This window comes from Palleronia pelagia (genome assembly GCF_900110115.1).
GTDB lineage: Bacteria > Pseudomonadota > Alphaproteobacteria > Rhodobacterales > Rhodobacteraceae > Palleronia > Palleronia pelagia.
The window spans coordinates 83456-102530 of record NZ_FOCM01000004.1 but is presented as its reverse complement, the minus strand read 5'-3'; the positions used below and the strand labels follow the sequence as shown (position 1 = coordinate 102530).

At 69.0% G+C, this 19075-nt stretch carries 17 protein-coding genes, 1 tRNA gene and 1 riboswitch; of the genes, 14 read left to right on the top strand and 4 right to left on the bottom strand.

Features of this window, described 5'->3' with window-relative positions; all coding sequences use genetic code 11:
- From oppB to BMX96_RS09885, 5 genes are read left to right on the top strand one after another with little or no spacing between them, the layout of a single operon-like run.
- Positions 1 to 924, top strand: a complete 924-nt coding sequence (gene oppB / locus BMX96_RS09905) for an oligopeptide ABC transporter permease OppB (RefSeq protein WP_091845350.1) — start codon at positions 1 to 3, stop codon at positions 922 to 924.
- Between the two features lies 1 nt (position 925).
- Complete coding sequence (locus BMX96_RS09900) at positions 926 to 1834, top strand: ABC transporter permease subunit (protein ID WP_073128187.1); 909 nt, start codon at positions 926 to 928, stop codon at positions 1832 to 1834.
- The gene (locus BMX96_RS09895) at positions 1834 to 2814 is read left to right on the top strand and encodes an oligopeptide/dipeptide ABC transporter ATP-binding protein (protein ID WP_091845349.1); all 981 of its coding nucleotides are present in this window, start codon (positions 1834 to 1836) and stop codon (positions 2812 to 2814) included. Before BMX96_RS09900 ends, BMX96_RS09895 begins: the two co-directional genes overlap by 1 nt.
- Complete coding sequence (locus BMX96_RS09890; RefSeq protein ID WP_091845348.1) at positions 2811 to 3830, top strand: ABC transporter ATP-binding protein; 1020 nt, start codon at positions 2811 to 2813, stop codon at positions 3828 to 3830. The genes BMX96_RS09895 and BMX96_RS09890 overlap by 4 nt, the downstream gene beginning before the upstream one ends.
- On the top strand, positions 3827 to 4150 hold the full coding sequence (locus BMX96_RS09885) for a YnfA family protein (protein ID WP_091845347.1): 324 nt from the start codon (positions 3827 to 3829) through the stop codon (positions 4148 to 4150). The genes BMX96_RS09890 and BMX96_RS09885 overlap by 4 nt, the downstream gene beginning before the upstream one ends.
- A 165-nt stretch (positions 4151 to 4315) precedes the next feature.
- Here BMX96_RS09885 and BMX96_RS09880 read toward each other — a convergent pair whose 3' ends face one another.
- From BMX96_RS09880 to BMX96_RS09870, 3 genes are all read right to left on the bottom strand, one after another.
- A complete protein-coding gene (locus tag BMX96_RS09880) occupies positions 4316 to 6190 on the bottom strand; it encodes an acyl-CoA synthetase (RefSeq protein WP_091845346.1) in 1875 nt (624 codons plus the stop codon).
- Positions 6191 to 6383: 193 nt separating this feature from the next.
- Positions 6384 to 8165: an ABC transporter transmembrane domain-containing protein gene (locus BMX96_RS09875; protein ID WP_091845345.1), complete on the bottom strand. Its 1782-nt coding sequence runs from the start codon at positions 8163 to 8165 to the stop codon at positions 6384 to 6386.
- 104 nt (positions 8166 to 8269) lie between these two features.
- Positions 8270 to 8343 (bottom strand) — tRNA-Gly (locus BMX96_RS09870).
- A gap of 115 nt (positions 8344 to 8458) precedes the next feature.
- Here BMX96_RS09870 and xylB point away from each other — a divergent pair.
- The gene (xylB, locus tag BMX96_RS09865; RefSeq protein ID WP_091845344.1) at positions 8459 to 9904 is read left to right on the top strand and encodes a xylulokinase; all 1446 of its coding nucleotides are present in this window, start codon (positions 8459 to 8461) and stop codon (positions 9902 to 9904) included.
- 9 nt (positions 9905 to 9913) lie between these two features.
- A complete protein-coding gene (locus BMX96_RS09860; RefSeq protein WP_091845343.1) occupies positions 9914 to 10537 on the top strand; it encodes an HAD family hydrolase in 624 nt (207 codons plus the stop codon).
- Between the two features lie 7 nt (positions 10538 to 10544).
- Here the strand turns inward: BMX96_RS09860 and BMX96_RS09855 are convergent, their stop codons facing one another.
- A complete protein-coding gene (locus BMX96_RS09855; protein WP_091845342.1) occupies positions 10545 to 11465 on the bottom strand; it encodes a calcium/sodium antiporter in 921 nt (306 codons plus the stop codon).
- A 208-nt stretch (positions 11466 to 11673) separates the two neighbouring features.
- Between BMX96_RS09855 and BMX96_RS09850 the strand changes: the two genes are divergently transcribed.
- From BMX96_RS09850 to BMX96_RS09820, 7 genes are all read left to right on the top strand, one after another.
- A complete protein-coding gene (locus tag BMX96_RS09850; RefSeq protein ID WP_091845341.1) occupies positions 11674 to 12831 on the top strand; it encodes a glutathionylspermidine synthase family protein in 1158 nt (385 codons plus the stop codon).
- Position 12832: 1 nt separating this feature from the next.
- A complete protein-coding gene (locus BMX96_RS09845; protein ID WP_091845340.1) occupies positions 12833 to 13438 on the top strand; it encodes a DUF1190 domain-containing protein in 606 nt (201 codons plus the stop codon).
- 57 nt (positions 13439 to 13495) lie between these two features.
- A riboswitch (TPP riboswitch) is annotated at positions 13496 to 13591 on the top strand.
- A 154-nt stretch (positions 13592 to 13745) separates the two neighbouring features.
- Positions 13746 to 14510 carry a 3-oxoacyl-ACP reductase gene (locus BMX96_RS09840; protein ID WP_091845339.1) on the top strand — a complete coding sequence of 255 codons (765 nt, stop codon included), beginning with the start codon at positions 13746 to 13748 and terminating at the stop codon, positions 14508 to 14510.
- 268 nt (positions 14511 to 14778) lie between these two features.
- The gene (locus BMX96_RS09835; RefSeq protein ID WP_175481703.1) at positions 14779 to 15438 is read left to right on the top strand and encodes a LuxR C-terminal-related transcriptional regulator; all 660 of its coding nucleotides are present in this window, start codon (positions 14779 to 14781) and stop codon (positions 15436 to 15438) included.
- A gap of 6 nt (positions 15439 to 15444) precedes the next feature.
- Complete coding sequence (locus tag BMX96_RS09830) at positions 15445 to 16080, top strand: response regulator transcription factor (protein WP_091845337.1); 636 nt, start codon at positions 15445 to 15447, stop codon at positions 16078 to 16080.
- Between the two features lie 200 nt (positions 16081 to 16280).
- A complete protein-coding gene (locus BMX96_RS09825; RefSeq protein ID WP_091845336.1) occupies positions 16281 to 17600 on the top strand; it encodes a nucleotide sugar dehydrogenase in 1320 nt (439 codons plus the stop codon).
- A gap of 6 nt (positions 17601 to 17606) precedes the next feature.
- Positions 17607 to 19070, top strand: a complete 1464-nt coding sequence (locus BMX96_RS09820; RefSeq protein ID WP_091845335.1) for a glycosyltransferase — start codon at positions 17607 to 17609, stop codon at positions 19068 to 19070.
- The last annotated feature ends 5 nt before the right edge of the window (positions 19071 to 19075 follow it).

Genomic DNA, 19075 nt, shown 5'->3' with positions numbered 1-19075 from the left:
GTGACAAGCTATATCCTGCGCCGCCTTCTGGTGGCGGTTCCCACCCTTCTTGCGCTGATCGTGCTGTCGTTCCTGCTGATGGAATTCGCACCCGGCTCGCCCTTCGCGACCGAGCGGGGCATCCCCGAGGCGGTGATGGCCAACCTCGAACGGGAATACGGGCTCGACCGTCCGCTTTGGGAACGTATGGCGACGTATGTCTGGAGCGTGGTCACCCAGTTCGATTTCGGGCCGTCCTTCACCTTCCCCGACCGCAGCGTGAACGACATCATCGCGCAGGGTTTCCCGGTCACGCTGACCTACGGGTTCTGGTCCTTCGTGGTCGCGGTGGTCGTGGGCGTGACGCTGGGTGCCGTCGCGGCGATCAAGCATAACTCGGCGCTCGACTACGCGGCCGTCGGCGTGACCGTGGGCGCGCAGGTGCTGCCGAACTTCGTCATGGCGCCGATCCTCGTGCTGATCTTCACCCTGTGGCTGGGGTGGCTGCCCGGCGGCGGCTGGCGCGGGGGGCAGGTGGAATACGTGATCCTGCCGGTCATCGCGCTCTCGACCTCGTACATGGCGTCCATCGCGCGGATCACGCGGTCCTCCATGCTCGACGTGCTGAACGCGGGCTTCGTGCGCACCGCGCGGGCCAAGGGGCTGCCCGCGCACCGGGTGATCCTGCGCCACGCGCTTAAGCCCGCGCTGCTGCCGGTCGTCAGCTACCTCGGCCCGGCCTTCGTGGGCATGATCACCGGGTCGGTGGTGATCGACGTCTTCTTCTCGACGGGCGGGATCGGGCAGTTCTTCGTGAACGCCGCGCTGGCGCGCGACTACTCGGTCATCTTGGGCATCACCATCCTGTTCGGGGCGCTGACCATCTTCTTCAACCTGCTGGTCGACGTGGCATACGCTTGGATCGACCCCAAGATCCGGTACTGACATGGCTGATGCGACCATCGACACCGCCGGGCTGCCGCAGGGCAAGGCGCGATCGCTCTGGGCCGATGCACGGCGGCGGTTCCTGCGCAACCGCGCCGCCATGGCGTCGGCCGTGGTCCTGGTGCTCGTCCTGCTGTTCGCGGCGTTCGGGCAATACCTGAACCAGTGGTCCAACGAGGAGATCGACTGGGAGATGCTGGGCATGATCCCCGAGATCGGCGGGCCGTCCCTGTCGAACGGCCATTATTTCGGCGTGGACGAGACCGGGCGCGACCTGTTCCAGCGCACGGTGCAGGGCACGCGGATCAGCCTTGCGGTGGGCATCGTCGGGGCTTTGATCGCGGTGCTGGTGGGCACGGCCTACGGCGCCGTCGCGGGCTACGTGGGCGGGCGCACCGACAACGTGATGATGCGCTTCGTCGACCTGATGATGTCCATCCCCTACATGTTCGTGCTGATCCTGCTGCTGGTGATCTTCTCGCGCTCGATCGTGATGCTGTTCGTGGGGATCGGGCTGATCTCGTGGCTGGACATGGCCCGGATCGCGCGCGGCCAGACCCTGTCGATCAAGAACGCCGACTACGTCGAGGCGGCGCGGGCCATCGGCGTCTCGGGCGGCACGATCATCCGCCGCCATATCGTGCCCAACCTGCTGGGCGTCATCATCGTCTATGCCACGTTGCTGGTGCCGCAGATGATCATCTTCGAATCCTTCATCAGTTTCCTCGGGCTCGGCGTGCAGGAGCCGTCGACCTCGTGGGGGGCGCTGATCAACCAGGGGGCCGCCAACATGCGCAACGGCACGCCGTGGATGCTGGGCTTTCCGCTGTTCTTCTTCGTGGTGACGCTGTTTGCCCTGTTCTTCCTCGGCGACGGTCTGCGCGATGCGCTGGACCCTAAGGATCGCTGATGGCCCTGCTGGATGTCACAGACCTGGCCGTGGCCTTCGACACGCCCGACGGGACCGTCAACGCGGTGAACGGGTTGTCGCTGTCGTTGGACGCGGGGGAAACCCTGGCCATCGTGGGCGAGTCCGGTTCCGGCAAGTCGCAATCGGCGTTCGCCACAATGGGCCTGCTGGCCAAGAACGGCCGGGCCACCGGGTCGGTCAGGTTCGACGGGACCGAGCTGCTGGGCCTGCCCGCCAAGCAGCTGAACCGCGTGCGGGGCGACGCCATGACGATGATCTTCCAGGATCCCATGACGTCGCTGAACCCCTACCTGAAGGTCGGCACGCAGATGGCCGAGGTGCTGCAGGTCCACAAGGGCCAGTCGCGGCGCAAGGCCCGGGACGAGGCGTCGCGGATGCTGGACGCGGTGCGCATCCCCGACGCGCGCGCGCGGCTGGAGCAGTACCCGCACGAGTTCTCGGGCGGGATGCGGCAGCGGATCATGATCGCCATGGCGCTTCTGTGCCGCCCGAAGCTGCTGATCGCGGACGAGCCGACCACCGCGCTGGACGTTACCGTGCAGGCGCAGATCATGGCGCTTCTGGCCGAGATCCGGGCCGAGTTCGGGACCGCCATGATCCTGATCACCCACGACCTGGGCGTGGTGGCGGGCAGCTGCGAACGCACGCTGGTGATGTATGGCGGCCGGGTGATGGAGACCGGGCCGACCGACGCGCTGTTCGCCCAGCCCACGCATCCCTACACCCGCGGGCTGATGCGCGCCGTGCCGCGGCTGGACATCGACCAGGAGGTGCTGACCACCATCCCGGGCGAGCCGCCCGACATGGCCGCACTGGGGCCCGGGTGCCCCTTCGTCCCGCGCTGCGCCTTCGCCCACGATGCCTGCCGCCGGGCGATGCCACCGCTTGCGCCGCACGGCGCGCTTCACCGGGCCTGCCATGCGGCGCCCGAAACCGTGATCGAAAGGGATGCGGCATGAGCAGCCTTCTGTCCGTCCGTGACCTGAACGTGACCTTCCCGGTGATGCCGCGCGGGGCCTGGCCCTGGACCAGGCCGCGGATGCTCAGGGCCGTCAGCGACATGGGGTTCGACGTGGAACCCGGCGAGACGCTGGGCATCGTCGGCGAATCCGGCTCGGGCAAGTCGACCCTCGCGCGCGCGATCATCGGCACGGTGCCGGCCGCCTCGGGGCAGATCCTGTGGCAGGGGCAGGACCTCGCGCAGCTGTCGCCGCGCGCGCGCCGCGCCCATCGCCGCGACGTGCAGATGGTGTTCCAGGACCCGCTGGCCGCGCTGGACCCGCGCATGACCGTGGGCCAGATCATCGCCGAGCCGCTGGTCACCCATCGCCGCGACATGTCGTCCGCGGACCGCCGCGCCAAGGTGGGCGAGATGATGGAGCGGGTTGGCCTGCTGCCGAACCTGCAGAACCGCTATCCGCACGAGTTCTCGGGCGGCCAGTGCCAGCGCATCGGGATCGCCCGCGCGCTGGTGCTGGAGCCGAAACTCCTGATCTGCGACGAGCCGGTTTCGGCGCTGGACGTGTCGGTCCAGGCGCAGGTGGTGAACCTGCTGAAAGAGCTGAGCCGCGACCTGGGACTGGCGATGCTTTTCATCGCCCATGACCTGTCTGTGGTGAAGCACGTGTCCGACCGCACGCTGGTCATGTATCTGGGCCGCAAGATGGAAGAGGCCGAGGCCCGCACCATCGTCCGCGCGCCGCGCCACCCTTATACACAAGCGCTGATCGCGTCGGTCCCGGTGCCCGACCCCGCACGCGAAGCCGCACGGGCCGGCCGTGCGCCGCTTTCGGGCGAGCTTCCGTCGCCGCTGGACCCGCCGTCGGGCTGCGTGTTCCGCACCCGCTGCCCCAAGGCCCGGCCCGACTGCGCCGAGGGGCTACCCCCGGTGGAACGGCTGGACCAGGATCACCTGGTCGCCTGCCCCTACCACGCGCCGATGGGGGCGGAGGCCGCGACCGAACCGGCCGAATGACGGCGCTCGTCCACCTCGCCGCCGCGCTGGCCGAGATCGCCGGCTGCTTCGCCGTCTGGTCCTGGTGGCGGGGCGGGGCAAGTGCCCTGTGGCTTGTCCCCGGCCTCGGGGCGCTCGCGGGGTTCGCGTTGCTGTTGGCCCTTTCCCCGGCGGGCTTCGCCGGTCGCGCCTTCGCGGCCTATGGCGGCGTCTATATCGCCGCCTCGCTGGTCTGGCTCTGGGCCGTCGAGGGGCAGCGCCCGGTCGGATGGGACCTTGCCGGAGCGGCCCTGTGCATCGCTGGCGCCGCGGTGATCCTTTCGGGCGGGCGCGCGGGCTGAAGCGGCTCTGGGGCTCTGCCCCCGGCCCGTGCCGGGCCTCCCCCGGAGGTATTTATGGAGAGATGAAGATGGGGCGGATCTCCTGTGTCGACGGAGTCCGGGGCAAAACGAAAATCGCCCGCGCGGGGCGGGCGATCACATCGACTTTCGTTACGAAGCAGCCGCTCAGGCGTCGGCCCAGTCCCAATGGCCGGGATAGTCGCCCATGACGCGCGCCACCGCGTCGCGGTCTGTGCCGGCGTCCGACTGGATCCGGGCGACGAGGCCGCGCTTCTTGTCCTCGACCACGCTGTCGACCCGCGCGTTCAGGCCCGCATCGTCCAGGGCCTTGTCATAGACCCGCTTGATCGCCAGGCGCCGCAGGTCGGGCTTGAAGACCTTGCCCACGGCGGTCTTGGGCAGCTCGTCCAGAATGCCCACGAACTTGGGCCAGGCGGCGCGTTCGTGGATCTTGCCCTTGGCATATTCCAGCAGCTCGTCGGTGGTGACGGTGGCGTCGCCCACCAGCTCGACATAGGCGCAGGGCAATTCGCCCGCGTGGGCGTCCGGCTGGCCGATGGCGCCCACCATGGCGACGGCGTCATGGCCGGCCAGCGCCTCTTCGATCTCGGCGGGGTCGATATTGTGGCCGCCACGGATGATCAGGTCCTTGGCGCGGCCGGTGATCCAGAGGTAGCCGTCGCCATCGACGCGGCCCAGGTCACCGGTGCGCAGGTAGCGGTCCTGGTAGAACAGGTCCTTGTTCTTGTCTTCCTCGGTATAGGTCTTGCCGGCGAAGACACCGGGGCTGGACACGCAGATCTCGCCGATGCTGTCGACCTCGCATTCCTGGCCGTTCTTGACGATCTTCACGTCCGTGTAGGGGAAGGGGATGCCGATGGAGCCGACCTTCTTCTCGCCGTCGGGCGGGTTGATCGACACCAGGCAGGTCGCCTCGGTCAGGCCGTAGCCCTCGCAGATGGTGACGCCCGCCGCTTCCTCGAACCGGCGATAGAGCTCCAGCGGCAGGGGGGCCGAGCCGCAGAAGGCGATCTTCAGCTTCGTGATGTCGGCATCCACCTTGCGCTGCATCAGCGCCGACATGGCGGTGGGCACGGTGATCATGAAGGTGATGTCGTGGCGCTGGCAGAGCTTCCAGAAATTGTCGAACACGCCTTCGCCGCGATAGCCCTGGGGCGTGGGGAAGACCACGTGCGCGCCCGAGGCCAGCGAGGCCCCCATGACCACGATGGCCGCGAAGACGTGGAACATGGGCAACGGGCAGATCAGGTTGTCGTCCTCGTTGAACAGCAACTCCTGTCCCAGCCAGCCGTTGTAGATGACGCCAGAGTACTTGTGCTGGGCGACCTTGGGCATGCCCGTGGTGCCGCCGGTGTGGAAGTTGGTGCAGACGCGGTCGGTGGTGCTGTCCTGGAACGTCAGCTTGGTGGGCTGGGCGCCCACCGCCTTGGTGAAGGCGTGGACCTTGGCCTTGTGCTTGACCTCGACCTTGGGGCGGATCAGCGGCACGATCAGCTTCTTCAACCCGGTGAGGTAGCGGTGCAGGTCGACCTCGACCACGTGTTTCACGTTCGGCGCCAGCTCGACCGCCTTGGCGGCCTTCTGCGCGACGTCGGTCTTGGGGAAGGCGCGCAGGGTGACGAGGACCTTGGCGTCGGTCTGGCGCAGGATGGCGGCGATCTGCTCGGCGTCCAGCAGCGGGTTGATCGGGTTCACGACGCCCGCGACCATGCCGCCCAGGTAGGTGACGATGGCCTCGTTGCAGTTGGGCAGAAGGTAGGCGACCTTGTCGGTCTCGCCCACGCCCAGCTCGCGCAGCAGGTTGGCCATCTGCGCGGTCTGGTTGCGCAGCGCGTTCCAGCTGAGCGTTTCGGCCGGGTCGGATTCCCCCGAGAACAGCTGAAAGGTGACGGCGGGCCGCGTGCCGAACTTGTCGGCGGTGCGGTTCAGCATCTGCCAGGCGGTGACCGGCAGGTCGCGGTCTTCCCATTTCGCCGCGTTTTCGATGGCGCGACGGTCGTCGTAGTTCGCGTAGCCCATGGCGGTCTCCTCCCCGTTTTGGTGCCCGTTTCTTGGCGCCGGGTTGTTGGTGCATTCCCGGCGCAGATCAAGTCTGACGCTGCGATACATCGGCGCAAGGCGAAAGTGGCCGGACCGGCGCGGGGGCGCTGCCCCCGTCCGCTGGCGCGGACTCCCCCGGAGGTATTTCGGGAAAGATGAAGCCGGGGCCGGGTTACTCGGCGGCGAGGCCTTCGGTGAATTGCAGCCGGGCCAGCCGCGCGTAAAGGCCGCCCTGGGCCACGAGCTGATCGTGGGTGCCGGTGGCGACGATCCGCCCGGCCTCGAACACCAGGATGCGGTCGGCCTTCTTCACGGTGGCCAGCCGGTGGGCCACGACCAGCGTGGTGCGGCCCTTGGCGAGGTCCTCGACCGCGCGCTGCACCGCGGCCTCGGATTCGGCGTCGAGCGCCGATGTCGCCTCGTCCAGCAGCAGCACCGGCGCGTCGCGCAGGATGGCGCGGGCGATGGCGATGCGCTGCTTCTGGCCGCCCGACAGCATCACGCCGCGTTCGCCCACATAGGTGTCGTAGCCGTCCGGCAGGCGGGTCAGGAAGTCGTGCGCGGCGGCGGCGCGGGCGGCGGATTCGACCTCGGCATCCGACGCATCGGGGCGGCCGAAGCGGATGTTCTCGCGCGCGGAGGCGGCGAAAATCACCGGGTCCTGCGGCACCAGCGCCATGTGGCGCCGGAAGTCCTTGCGCGCCATCTTCGACAACGCGACGCCGTCCAGCGCGATGGTTCCCGCTTCGGGGTCGTAGAACCGCAGGAGCAGCTGGATGATCGTGGTCTTGCCGGCGCCGGAGGGGCCCACCAGCGCAACGGTCTCGCCGGGCGCCACGGTGAAGCTGACCCCGTCCAGCGCCGCGATGTCGGGCCGCGCGGGGTAGGCGAAGCGCACGTCGTCGAAGCGGATCTCGCCGCGCGGGGCGGGCAGGGGGCGCGGGGCCTCGGGGTCGGTCACGCTGTCGGTGGCGGTCAGCAGCTCGACCAGCCGCTCGGTCGCGCCGGCGGCGCGCTGAAGCTCGCCCCAGATCTCGGACAGGGCCGCGACCGAGCCCGCGACCATCACCGCGTAGATGACGAACTGAACCAGCTCGCCCACGGTCATCAGGTCGGCGCGGACGTCGCGCGCACCGATCCACAGCACGCCGACGATGCCGAAAAAGACCAGCGTGATGACGATCACCGTCATGGCGGCGCGCACCGCGATGCGCGTCCTGGCCGAGCGGAACGATTCCTCGGTCACGGTCGCGAATGCCGCCTGCGAGGCCCGTTCGTGGGTGAAGGCCTGCACGGTCTGCACCGACAGGAGCGCCTCGGACGCGTTGCCCGAGCTTTGCGCGATCCAGTCCTGGTTCTCGCGGCTGAGACGGCGCAGCCGCCGGCCCAGCGTTATGATCGGCACGATCACCAGCGGCACGATCAGCAGGACCATCAGCGTGAGCTTCACCGAGGTGAAAAGCAGCAGCACCAGACCGCCGATCAGGATCAGCACGTTGCGCAGCGCGACGCTGACCGACGAGCCGATCACCGACAGCAGAAGCGTGGTGTCGGTGGTGATACGGCTCAGCACCTCGCCGGTCATGATGCGCTCGTAGAAGGCCGGGCTCATCCTGATGACGCGATCGAAAACGGCTTTGCGGATATCGGCCACGACCCGTTCGCCCAGCCGCGTGACGAGGTAATAGCGCAGGCCCGTGCCCACGGCCATCAGCCCCGCGATGGCGAGGAAGGCCAGGAAGTAGCTGTCGAGTAGCTGTTCGGCCGAGGTCTCGAACCCGTCCACCACGCGGCGCACGGCGATGGGCAGCGCCAGCGACACGCAGGCCGTCAGCACCAGCGCCAGCCCGGCGGCGATCATCAGGGTCCGGTAGGGGCTCAGGAACGGCCAGAGCGCGGCAAGCGCGCCGATCTTCCTGGATTTCGCCCGCTCCTCCGCGGTGGGGTCTGCCAAGGCGGGCCTCGTGCGTGTGGTGTCGTCGTCCGGCCCTTCTAGGCCGACGGGCACGGGCCGACAAGGCTTGGGCCGGGGCTGCGGCAACAGGGCAGGGAGGGGATTGGAGCGGGCGACGGGAATCGAACCCGTATCATCAGCTTGGAAGGCTGAGGTCTTACCATTACACAACGCCCGCGTCGTGCCCTAGCTAGCGTCAGAGCCGCGGCGATGCAAGGCGCAAGCGGCGCGACCGGGCCTTCTGGTCGGGCGACTGGCGCGCTAGGCTCAGGCGACAACGCGGGAGGGTTTGCATGCACCTGGGGATCGATATCGGCACCTCTGCCGTAAAGCTGGCCGTCATGCGCGACGGACGGGTGATCGAGCAGTCCAGTGCCGAACTGTCCGTCGCCTCGCCCCGGCCCGGCTGGTCCGAGCAGGATCCCGAGGCCTGGTGGACGGCAATCGGGGCGGCGGCGCGCAACCTGTCGACCGACCTGGGCGGCGTGACGGGCGTCGGGCTGTCGGGGCAGATGCACGGCGCGGTGGTGCTGGACGCGGAGCACCGACCGCTGCGCCCGGCGATCCTGTGGAACGACAGCCGCGCGGTGGCCGAGTGCAAGACGCTGTCCGAGCGTGTTCCCGCGATCGGGCAGATCGCCGGGGTGCCGCCGCTGCCGGGGTTCACGGCGCCGAAGCTGCTGTGGCTGGCGGCGGAAGAGCCCGGGCTCTACGCCCGCATCGCCCACCTGCTGCTGCCGAAGGATTACGTGGCGCTGCGGCTGACCGGCGAATGCGCCACCGACATGTCGGACGCGGCCGGTGCGCTTTTGCTGGACGAGGCGGCGCGCGACTGGTCGGGCGACATCGTCGCGGCCGCCGGGATCGACCCCGGTTGGCTGCCGCGCTTGCTGGAAGGCACCGAGATCGCGGGAAGCGTCACGCCCGAGGCCGCCGCCCATACCGGCCTGCCCGCAGGGTGTCCGGTGGTCATCGGTGGCGGCGACACGGCCGTGGGCGCCGTGGCCGTCGGCGCGGTCGAACCGGGGCGCGCGGTGCTGTCGCTGGGCACCTCGGGCCAGATCTTCCTCGCGGGCGACAGGTATGCCCCCAATCCCGGCGCCACGCTGCACGCTTTCGCCCATGCCGTGCCCGGACGGTGGTACCAGATGGCGGCGATGCTGAACGGTGGACGCCCCCTCGCCTGGATCGCAGGACAGCTGAACCTCGGCGTGCCGGACACGCTGGCGCTGGCCGCCACGGCCGACCCGGGCCGCGTGCCGCTGTTCCTGCCGTACCTGACCGGCGAGCGCAGCCCCCATGCCGACCCGCATATCCGCGCGGCCTTTTACGGGCTGGAGGATTCGACCGATCGCGCCGCCATCGCCCGCGCGGTGATCGAGGCCATCGCGTTTTCCTTCGCCGATGGCGCGGCGAGCTTCGCGGGCGCGCTGGACGACGTGCCACAGCTGCTGACCCTTGGCGGCGGCGCTAGGGGCGACCTTGTGGTCCAGACCATCTGTGACGCCACCGGCCTGACGCTGGCCCGCGCGGAAGGGGCCGCGGCGGGACCGGCTCTGGGCGCCGCCAAGCTGGCCGCCGTCGGCACCGGCGCGATGACATTCGCGGACCTGTCCCGGTCACCCGGGGCTGGCGATATCTTCACCCCGCAGGACAGCCCCGATCTGGCCGCGCGGCTGGCCCGTTACCGCGCGCTTTACCGCGCGTTGCGGCCACTGGCGGCCGCTGGCGACATCTGAGGAGCGGGCATGACGGATCATCCTTTCGACGCGGTTCTGTGGGATATCGACGGCACCCTTGCCGACAGCGAGCCGGTCCACGATCTGAGCTTCGGCCTGGCGGCCGAGCGGCTCGGGCTGCAGCTGCCCGAAGACTTCCACGCGGTCGTACTGGGCAAATCCGAGGACGCGAGCCATGCCTGGATGACCCAGAATGTCGGGTTGACCCTGAACCTGCACGAATGGGTCGCCCTGCGCGCCATGATCTACATGGACCATCTGGACAGGGTGTGGGTCTTCGACGCGCCTGTCGATCTCTACCGCCGGGTCGCGGCGGCGGGGGTCGCGCAGGGCTTCGTGTCGAACTCCATGCGGCCCTTCGTCGAGGCGAACCTGCGGGTGCTGGGCCTGAACCATCCGATGGCGACCACGATCACCCGCAACGACGTGCGCGACGGCAAGCCCGCACCCGAGCCCTACCTGCGCGCGGCGCATCTTCTGGGCGTCGCGCCGTCCCGCGTTGCCGTGGTCGAGGACAGCGACACCGGGGCGGCGGCCGGCGCGGCGGCCGGGATGACCGTGTTCCGCTATGGCCCCGGCGCGGAAGAAAGCGGCCTGCGTCTTTTCGACGAACTCGACCGGATGTGGCCGTGAAAGCCGCTCAGCCCTGCGCCGCGAAGACGTAGGCCGCGTACCCCGCCAGAAGCAGCAGGCCGAAGACCCGTCCGATCCGCGGGCGCGCCAGCAGCAGCGCGGCCAGGACCAGGGACACGCCGATCACCACCGGCAAATCGAATCGCAGGAACCGCTCGGCCACCGGGATCGGCGAGATGACAGCCGTCAGCCCGAGGATGCCCAGGATATTGAAGATGTTCGACCCCACCACGTTGCCGATGGCGATCTCGGACTGGCGGCGCAGCGCGGCGATGATCGAGGTGGCGAGCTCGGGCAGGGACGTGCCCACCGCCACCACCGTCAGCCCGATGAACGCCTCGGACACGCCGAGCCCCCGCGCGATGTTGCTGGCGCCATCCACCAGGAACCGCGCGCCCAGCATCAGCGCGACCAGCCCGACCGCCAGCCAGACGAGCGAAACGCCCATGGCCGCCGGCGCGGGCGTGTCCTCGGCCTCGGGGGTGGCGGGGCCGGGGCTGCGATAGGCCCAGACCAGGTAGGCGACAAGGCCGGCCACCAGCAACGCGCCCGCCGGACGCGCCACCTGGGATAGGGCGAAGACCGGCAGCAGGACCAGCGCGCCGGCCAGCATGACGCCCAGGTCGCGGCGCAGCCCCGCCGCCGGCACGGGGATCGGCCGCAGCAGCGCGGTCACCCCGATGATGAGCAGGATATTGGCGATGTTCGAGCCCAGGACGTTGCCGATGGCGATATCCGGCACACCACCCAGCGCCGCGTCGACCGACACCAGAAGTTCGGGCGTCGAGGTGCCGAAGCCCACCACCGTCAGCCCGATCAGCAGGGCCGGAAGGCCCAGTTTCCGGGCGATGCCCACCGCGCCGCGCACCAGGGCCTCGCCGCCGAGGAACAGCCCCAGCAGCCCGCCCGCCACCAACAGATAATCCACCGAAATCTCTCCCGTTTTCGCCGGACACCCGTCCCCGCGTTGCGCGCAGATGTGACCGCGCGGGTCGCGTCACAAGGGCAGGGCGCCACGGCCCCGCAAATAATTCCCTGCGGCCGGTGGCAAGGGACCACCGCCGTGGCGCGGCCCCTTGCGGCCGGACCGTTGCGCTGGGATGGTTGGCGTCGCAGCGAAAGGATCACCACGCGACATGCAGCGACACGACCTGGGCGCCCGGCCCGACTGGGAGGACAAGGCCCGCGATGCGGGCTTCACGTTCCACCACCTGGACGGCGCGCTCTACTGGGATGAAAGCGCGGCCTATGCCTTCACGCTCGACGAGATCGAGACCAAGCTGGAAGGCCCGGCCGAGGAACTGCACCGCATGTGCCGCGAGGCCGTGGCCGAGATCGTGGGCTCGGAAGAGCTGATGGAGCGGCTGGCGATTCCCGAGGCGCATCGCGACCTCGTCGCCGCCAGCTGGGCCGAGGATCAGCCCGAGCTCTACGGTCGGATGGATTTCGCCTATGGCGCGGGCGGGCCGGCCAAGCTGCTGGAATACAACGCCGATACGCCCACCACGCTTTACGAGACCAGCGGCTTCCAGTGGCACTGGCTCGAGGACATGATCGCCAGCGGCCGCCTGCCCGAGGGCGCCGACCAGTTCAACGGGCTGCACGAGGCGCTGGCCGCGCGGCTGGCGCAGATGTTCGAGCCCGATACCGACATCCACTTCGCCGCCTTCGCCGACGCGGTCGAGGATTACGCCACCGTCGAGACCATCGGCTGGGCCGCGCGCGAGGCGGGCATGGGCGCGCATTTCACCGACATCCGCAAGATCGGGCTGGGCGAGTCGGGCCAGTTCACCGACGAAGAGGACCGGGTGATCGGCACGCTCTTCAAGCTCTACCCGTGGGAAGACATGCTGCGCGACGATTTCGCCGACGCCATCGCCGGAGCGCGGGTGCGGATCATCGAACCCGCCTGGAAGGCGCTTGTGTCGAACAAGGGGATCCTGCCGGTGCTGTGGCGGATGTTCCCGGGCCATCCCAACCTGCTGCCGTCCGTCTTCGCCGACGAGGACGCGAGCGCGCTGGGCGATACGGTGGTCGAGAAGCCGATCTTTTCGCGCGAGGGGGCCGGGATACGCATCCGCGGCGCGGTGGACGAGGTTTCGTCGGACACGACCTACGATGCCCACCCGCGCATTCTTCAGGCCTATGCCCCGCTGCCGCGGTTCGGCGAGGATCACACGGTCTGCGGCGTCTGGATGGTGGGGCACGAGGCACACGGTCTCGGCCTGCGCGAGGATGTGTCGCGCATCACCCAGGATACCAGCCGCTTCCGTCCGCATTATATCGAGCCTTGAGATGACCAGACAAACGCCACCAACCCGCCCCCGCAAGCGCGCCCGCACCGCGCGTGTCCTGCTGCTTGGCAGTGCCGCCTTCGGCCTGGCCGCCTGCCAGGAGGACCGGGTCGAGGCCAAGGTGTTTCCCTCGGTCGAGGAATGCCGCGCGCTGGCCGAGCTGCCGCAGAACGACTTCACCGTCGACGACTGCGCGTCGGGCTTCGCCGAGGCGCAGGAGGTGCACCGCGAAAGCGCGCCGCGCTACGAGTCCCAGGCGCTGTGCGAGGAGCAGCACGGCGGCGAATGCGCGGTCGAGACCCGGTCGGACGGGTCGTCGATCTTCCTGCCGCTGCTGGCGGGATACATGATCGGCAACATGATGGGCGGGCGCGGCATGGGGGCGAAGCCGCTTTACCGCACGCCCGGTGGCAGCTTCGCCACGCCCGGCGGCGGCACGGTCCTGTCGGGCAACCGCGGCAGCACGACGCTGCGCTCCAGTTCGTTCGGGGCGTCGCCCAATACCCGGACGGCCGCGCCGCTCAGCCGTGCGGCGGTCCAGAGCCGGGGCGGCTTCGGCGCCGCACGCACCGGCGGCGGCTTCGGCGGGCGCAGCTTCGGGGGCTAGCGCGCCGAACCGGCCAATGTGCGTCGGTTGACATCCCACGGCCGCGCGGCATCTTGCGCCCAGCAACGGGGGCGTCCGCATCGCGCGGGCTGAGAAGCACCCTTCGAACCTGAACCGGATCATGCCGGCGGAGGAAGTTGCGGGGATGCTTCGGGGTAGATGGCCCCCGTCCGCCGTGCCTTCCGTTCGTGAAGGAGGCACAGTTGGATCTATCCTTCCTGCCAATTCCAGTCCGTCGTGGCCCGTCGGTGGTCCGCGCCCGGACGGCCCCTTGCACCCTTTCAAACAGTTGCAGGAGCCAACCAGCATGACACGTCCCCTCGATCGCCAGACCGTCCTCGTCACCGGGGCGGGACGGGGCCTCGGCGCCGCCATCGCACGGGCTTTCGCCCGCGAGGGCGCAAAGGTCGCCATAAACTACCGCGCCAGCGCAGACGCGGCCGAGGCCCTTGCCGCCGAGCTTGGCGACAATGCCATCACCGTGCGGGCCGACGTGACCGACGCCGCTGCCGTGAGCGCCATGGTCGCCGAAATCTCCGAGCGGCTGGGCCCGCCCACCACGCTGGTCCACAACGCGCTGGCCACCTACAGCTTCAACGGCGACGCCCGCGCGACGCTGGAGACGCTGGAGTGGTCCGAGATCGCCCGCCAGACCGAAACGGCGGTGGCGGGCGCGCTGCACGCCATCAAGGCCATGCGGCCGCATTTCCAGGCGGCGGGCGAGGGCCGGGTGGTCACCATCGGGTCGAACCTGGTGCAGAACCCGGTGGTGCCCTACCACGATTACACCGCCGCCAAGGCCGCGCTGATGGCCTTCACGCGCACGGCGTCGAAGGACCTGGGCCCTCTGGGTGTGACGGTGAACATGGTCGCGGGCGGCCTTCTGCGCACCACCGACGCCAGCGCGGCGACGCCGGACGCGGTGTTCGACCTGATCGCCGGCCAGACGCCGCTGGGCCATGTCACCACGCCCGATGAACTGGCCGACGCGGTGCTGTTCTTCGCCTCGCCCTGGGCGCGCGCGGTGACGGGCCAGACGCTGGTCGTGGATGGCGGTCTGGTCTGCGGCTAGCGCGCCGCCGCGCGTTCGTTGCGCGGCGGGGATGGGGGCGCTGCCCCCGTCCGCTGTCGCGGACTCCCCCGGAGGTATTTGAGGACCAGTGATGGACCGGCGACGGCCGCGGCCGGCGTGCCGGGGCTCCGCCACGTCAATCGGCGGAGGTTTGCCGAATTCACGAAATCTTGGCGTGATCTTGCAGGAGACGGCCGGAAACCAGACAGGTTCGCAGGAACAAATTCGAAGCGGGCTCATTTTCCCGTCGCACTTACGGAGTTCCCTCATGACAGATTTTTCCAACGCCCCGGATCTGCCCCGCGTGCTGTTCATCGATGACAGCGCGATCCTGTCCCGGGCCGTCGAACGGGAATTGAACAAGGGTGGCGACCTGGCCGTGATCGGCCGCTGCGACGGTCAGCCGTCCATCGTCACGGGGGGCCAATCCGCCTGTCCCGGCTTCGACGTGGTCGTCTTCGACCCCGAGCAATCGGGCAGCGACCCGGCTGTTGCGCTGGATGTCATGCGCGAGGCGTTCGGTCCCGCGGCGATCGTCGCCTACGTTTCCGAAACCTCGGAAGACGTGGCGCGCCGGTGTCTCGGCGCGCAATACGACGGCGTCGTGTCGCGGGCCGGGGACATCGAGATGCTGGGCGACGCGCTGCTCTGCGTTTCGGCAGGCGGGCTCTACGTGGATGGCTGCTTTGCCGAACTGGGCGAGGCGCATCCGGCCGACGGCCCCCAGGCGGACGAGGACCTGACCGAGCGCGAGCGCGAGGTCCTGAAGGCGGTCGTGGGCGGGCGCAGCTGCCGCGCCATCGGGCGCGACCTGTCGATCAGCGGCAAGACCGTCGAGACCCACAAGTACCGCGCCATGTCGAAGCTGGGGCTGACCGGCGCGCGCGATCTCGAACTTTTCGCCCGGGACAACGCCTGGGCGGCCTGACCCGCGATGGTGTCGAATTCCCCCATTCGTCTCGGCGTCGCGGATCGCAGCCCGATTTTCGCCTCGGCCGTGATCGACCTGGCCACGCGCGCTTTCGAAGCCGACGGGCTGGACGGCGAGGCCATCGACGCCGAGGATCTGGATCGCCTGCGCGCGCCGTCCTGGGACGTCCTGCTGATCGATCCCCTTTTCACACCGACGCTCATGACGCTCGTGCCGCAGATGCTGTCGGCGCGGCCGGGCATGGCGCTGATCGCCGTTGCGTCGCTTCCCACGCGCGAGCTTGTCGACGTTTGCCTTGATGCCGGCTTCCGCTCGGTCGTGTCGAAATCGGTGTCGGGCAGCGCGCTGATGCGGGTGATCCGCGTGGCGATGGCCGGCGGCAGTTTCGTCGAACGGTCGGTGGGCCGCGCGGCCACGGCGCCGCAGGCCGGTCCGACCGAGGGCAAGATCCCCACCGCGCGCGAGGAGGATATCCTCAAGCTTTGGGCGCGCGGCTATTCCAACAGCGATATCGCCGGGCGCATCGGGCTGAGCCCCAAGACAGTGGACACCCACCGGGCGCGCGGCATGGCCAAGCTTGGGCTGGCCGATCGACCCGCGCTGATCCGCATGGCCAGCGCGCGAGGCTGGCTGAATTAACATTTGACGGGGCGCGTGGCGAAATGCCCCACAAAGGGGTCCGGAAGCTCCCGACCCCTTCCATGAATTCCCACAAGGGGTCCGGCGCTTTCCCGACTGATGGGACCCAGCAACTTTCCTTACCTTCTCAATCGAACCGGGCGGGACTGCCGTCCGACACGGATTTCGATGCGGTCCGAAGGGCCAGAGAAGGAAGAGCCATGACAAAGATCAGTGTTTTCGGGATCGGCTACGTGGGCGTCGTGTCCGCGGCGTGCCTGGCCCGCGACGGCCACGAGGTGATTGCCGTCGACCTCGACCAGGACAAGGTGGACGGGCTGAATGCCGGCCGCGCGCCCATCGTCGAGAAGGGCCTCGATGCCCTCGTCGCCGAGATGGCCGAAAGCGGCCGCATGACCGCCACCACCGATGCCGCCGAGGCCGTCGCCAAGACCGACGCGTCCTTCGTCTGCGTCGGCACGCCGTCGGCGCCGGACGGGTCGGTCGGGCTCGATTTCGTGGTGTCCGTCTGCGAGGATATCGGCCGTGCCATCGCCGCCAAGCGGGACCGCCACACCGTCATCATGCGCTCGACCATCGTGCCCGGCACCATGGAAGAGGTCTGTATTCCCACGCTGGAAAAGGCGTCGGGCAAGCGGGCCGGCCGTGATTTCGGCGTCGGCTACTTCCCCGAGTTCCTGCGCGAAAGCACCGCGATCGAGGACTACGCCGATCCCGGCCTGATCGTCTTCGGCAGCCTCGACGAGCAGACCGAACAGATCCTGACCGAGATCAACCAGGACCTGCCCTGCGAGATGAACAAGGTCGATATCCGCACCGCCGAGATGGTGAAGTACACGTCGAACAGCTGGCGCGCGGCCAAGATCAGCTTCGCCAACGAGATCGGCAACATCGCCAAGGCGAACGAGCTCGACGGCCAGAAGGTGATGTCGATCCTGTGTTCCGACACCAAGGTCGCCATGTCGCCGGCCTTCCTGCGGCCCGGCTTCGCCTTCGGCGGCTCGTGCCTGCCCAAGGACGTGCGCGCGCTGAAGGCCGTGGGCCAGTCCTCGGGCATCGCCACGCCGCTTCTGAACGCCATCCTCGAGGCCAATGACGCCCAGATCGAGCGGGCCGAGACCATGGTGCGCGCGGCGTCGAAGAAGGCCGTCGGCCTTGTCGGCGTGAGCTTCAAGTCGGGCACCGACGACCTGCGTGAAAGCCCGCTGGCCGACCTGGCCGCGCGGTTGATCGACAGCGGCCAGGAGGTGCGCGTCTACGATCCCTATGTCGCCACCGCCTTCGCCAACGACCCGAGCGCCGTGGGACGCGGCAACGCCGTCGTTCCCGACCTGTCCGAGCGGATGGAAGACGATATCGACAAGCTGATCGAGGACAGCGAAGTCATCGTCGTGGGCAACAAGTACCCCGAGGTGACCGAGCGGCTGAAAGGCAGCCTCGGCAACCGCCGCGTGGTCGATCTCGGCCGTATCGACCCTGACGTCGTCAGCGACGCGGGTTACCAAGGCATCTGCTGGTAAGCCGCCATGCTGGGTCATCTCATCTATATCGCGGCCTTCCTGGCCCTGGCGCTCGCCGTGCGCGACACCAGCTTCGCCGCCGCCGAAGAAGCCATCGTGGTGCTCGGCGCGATCGGCCTGTGGCGGTATGGATGGGCCACCCTGAACTTCCTGCGCGCGACGGCCTATACCCGGTGGATCTATCCCCGCAGTCGCGCGCGGGCCGAGGCGGCCTATGCCGGCCGGGCCGTGCCCGCTCACGCCTATTTCATGGTCACGACCTTCAAGATCAAACCGGGCGTGACGACCGCGGTCTACGGCTCGATCTTCGAGGCCGCCCGCCGGTCCCCCGGTGGCGCCACCATCGTCGCGTCGGTGGTGGACGGGGCCGACCTGCGGGTGCTGCGCGACCTGTTCGAGGCGCGGCGCGCGGACATGCCCGATGTCCGCTTCATCATCGACCAGATCCCCGGGTCGGGGAAACGCGACGCCATCGCCCGGTCGCTGCGGCTGTTGCAGCGTGAGGCGCCCCGGCGTGACGACATCATGCTGTTCGTGGACGGCGACAGCGCCGTTCCCGCCGACATCGTCGCGCGCGCGGCGCCCTTCTTCACCGACGACCGCGTCGGCGCGCTGACCACCGACGAATCCGTCGAGATCCCGAACGACTGGCTGTTCCGCAACTGGTTCGACCTGCGCTTCATGCAGCGCCAGATGATGATGTCGTCCATGGCGTTCGGCGGCCGGGTCCTGACGCTGACGGGCCGCATGTCGGTCTTCCGCGCGGATCTCGCCACCGACCCGTCCTTCATCCGCCAGGTGCAGTCCGACCACATCGACCACTGGCGGCTGGGACGCATCAACTTCCTGACCGGCGACGACAAGTCGACCTGGTTCTGGCTGCTCAGCCGCGGCTACCACATGACCTACCTGCCGGACGTGCACTGCGTCTCGTACGAGGACCAGCCTATGCCGGGCTTCTTCGAAAGCGCCGTGGCGCTGATGAAGCGGTGGTTCGGCAACATGCTGCGCACCAACGGCCGCGCGCTGGGGCTGGGGCCGGCGCGGATCGGGTTCTTCACATGGTGGTCGATCCTCGACCAGCGCGTGTCGATCTGGACCACGCTGTTCGGCCCGATCTCCATCGCGCTGACCGCGCTGTTCCTGACGCCCGCCGTGATCCCCGCCTACATCGCCTGGGTCATGTTCACCCGCTACGTCTTCTGCTGGATGCTCTCGACCTTCCGGGGCGGCGGCTTCCCCATCGTCTACGCGCCGCTGCTGTACTTCGGGCAGGTCGTCGGCGCCTCGGTCAAGAGCTCGGCGCTGTTCCGGCTCGACCGGCAGAAATGGACGCGCCAGGCCTCGAAGAAGGCGGCGGCGCGGATGCCGCTGGGCGCGCGGCTGCGCTCGGCCTCCTCCACCTACATGCACGGCCTCGCGCTGGGCTGGCTCACACTCGGCGCGGCGCTCGCGACCGGACTTCTCTGAACGAC

Bases quoted from the DNA above. Each gene is read 5' to 3' on its own strand.
- BMX96_RS09820 (WP_091845335.1), top strand. From the start codon at position 17,607: ATGCTGGGTCATCTCATCTATATCGCGGCCTTCCTGGCCCTGGCGCTC.
- BMX96_RS09835 (WP_175481703.1), top strand. From the start codon at position 14,779: ATGACAGATTTTTCCAACGCCCCGGATCTGCCCCGCGTGCTGTTCATC.
- BMX96_RS09890 (WP_091845348.1), top strand. From the start codon at position 2,811: ATGAGCAGCCTTCTGTCCGTCCGTGACCTGAACGTGACCTTCCCGGTG.
- BMX96_RS09885 (WP_091845347.1), top strand. From the start codon at position 3,827: ATGACGGCGCTCGTCCACCTCGCCGCCGCGCTGGCCGAGATCGCCGGC.
- xylB (WP_091845344.1), top strand. From the start codon at position 8,459: ATGCACCTGGGGATCGATATCGGCACCTCTGCCGTAAAGCTGGCCGTC.
- BMX96_RS09860 (WP_091845343.1), top strand. From the start codon at position 9,914: ATGACGGATCATCCTTTCGACGCGGTTCTGTGGGATATCGACGGCACC.
- BMX96_RS09895 (WP_091845349.1), top strand. From the start codon at position 1,834: ATGGCCCTGCTGGATGTCACAGACCTGGCCGTGGCCTTCGACACGCCC.
- BMX96_RS09840 (WP_091845339.1), top strand. From the start codon at position 13,746: ATGACACGTCCCCTCGATCGCCAGACCGTCCTCGTCACCGGGGCGGGA.
- BMX96_RS09880 (WP_091845346.1), bottom strand. From the start codon at position 6,190: ATGGGCTACGCGAACTACGACGACCGTCGCGCCATCGAAAACGCGGCG.
- BMX96_RS09845 (WP_091845340.1), top strand. From the start codon at position 12,833: ATGACCAGACAAACGCCACCAACCCGCCCCCGCAAGCGCGCCCGCACC.
- BMX96_RS09850 (WP_091845341.1), top strand. From the start codon at position 11,674: ATGCAGCGACACGACCTGGGCGCCCGGCCCGACTGGGAGGACAAGGCC.
- BMX96_RS09900 (WP_073128187.1), top strand. From the start codon at position 926: ATGGCTGATGCGACCATCGACACCGCCGGGCTGCCGCAGGGCAAGGCG.
- BMX96_RS09825 (WP_091845336.1), top strand. From the start codon at position 16,281: ATGACAAAGATCAGTGTTTTCGGGATCGGCTACGTGGGCGTCGTGTCC.
- BMX96_RS09830 (WP_091845337.1), top strand. From the start codon at position 15,445: ATGGTGTCGAATTCCCCCATTCGTCTCGGCGTCGCGGATCGCAGCCCG.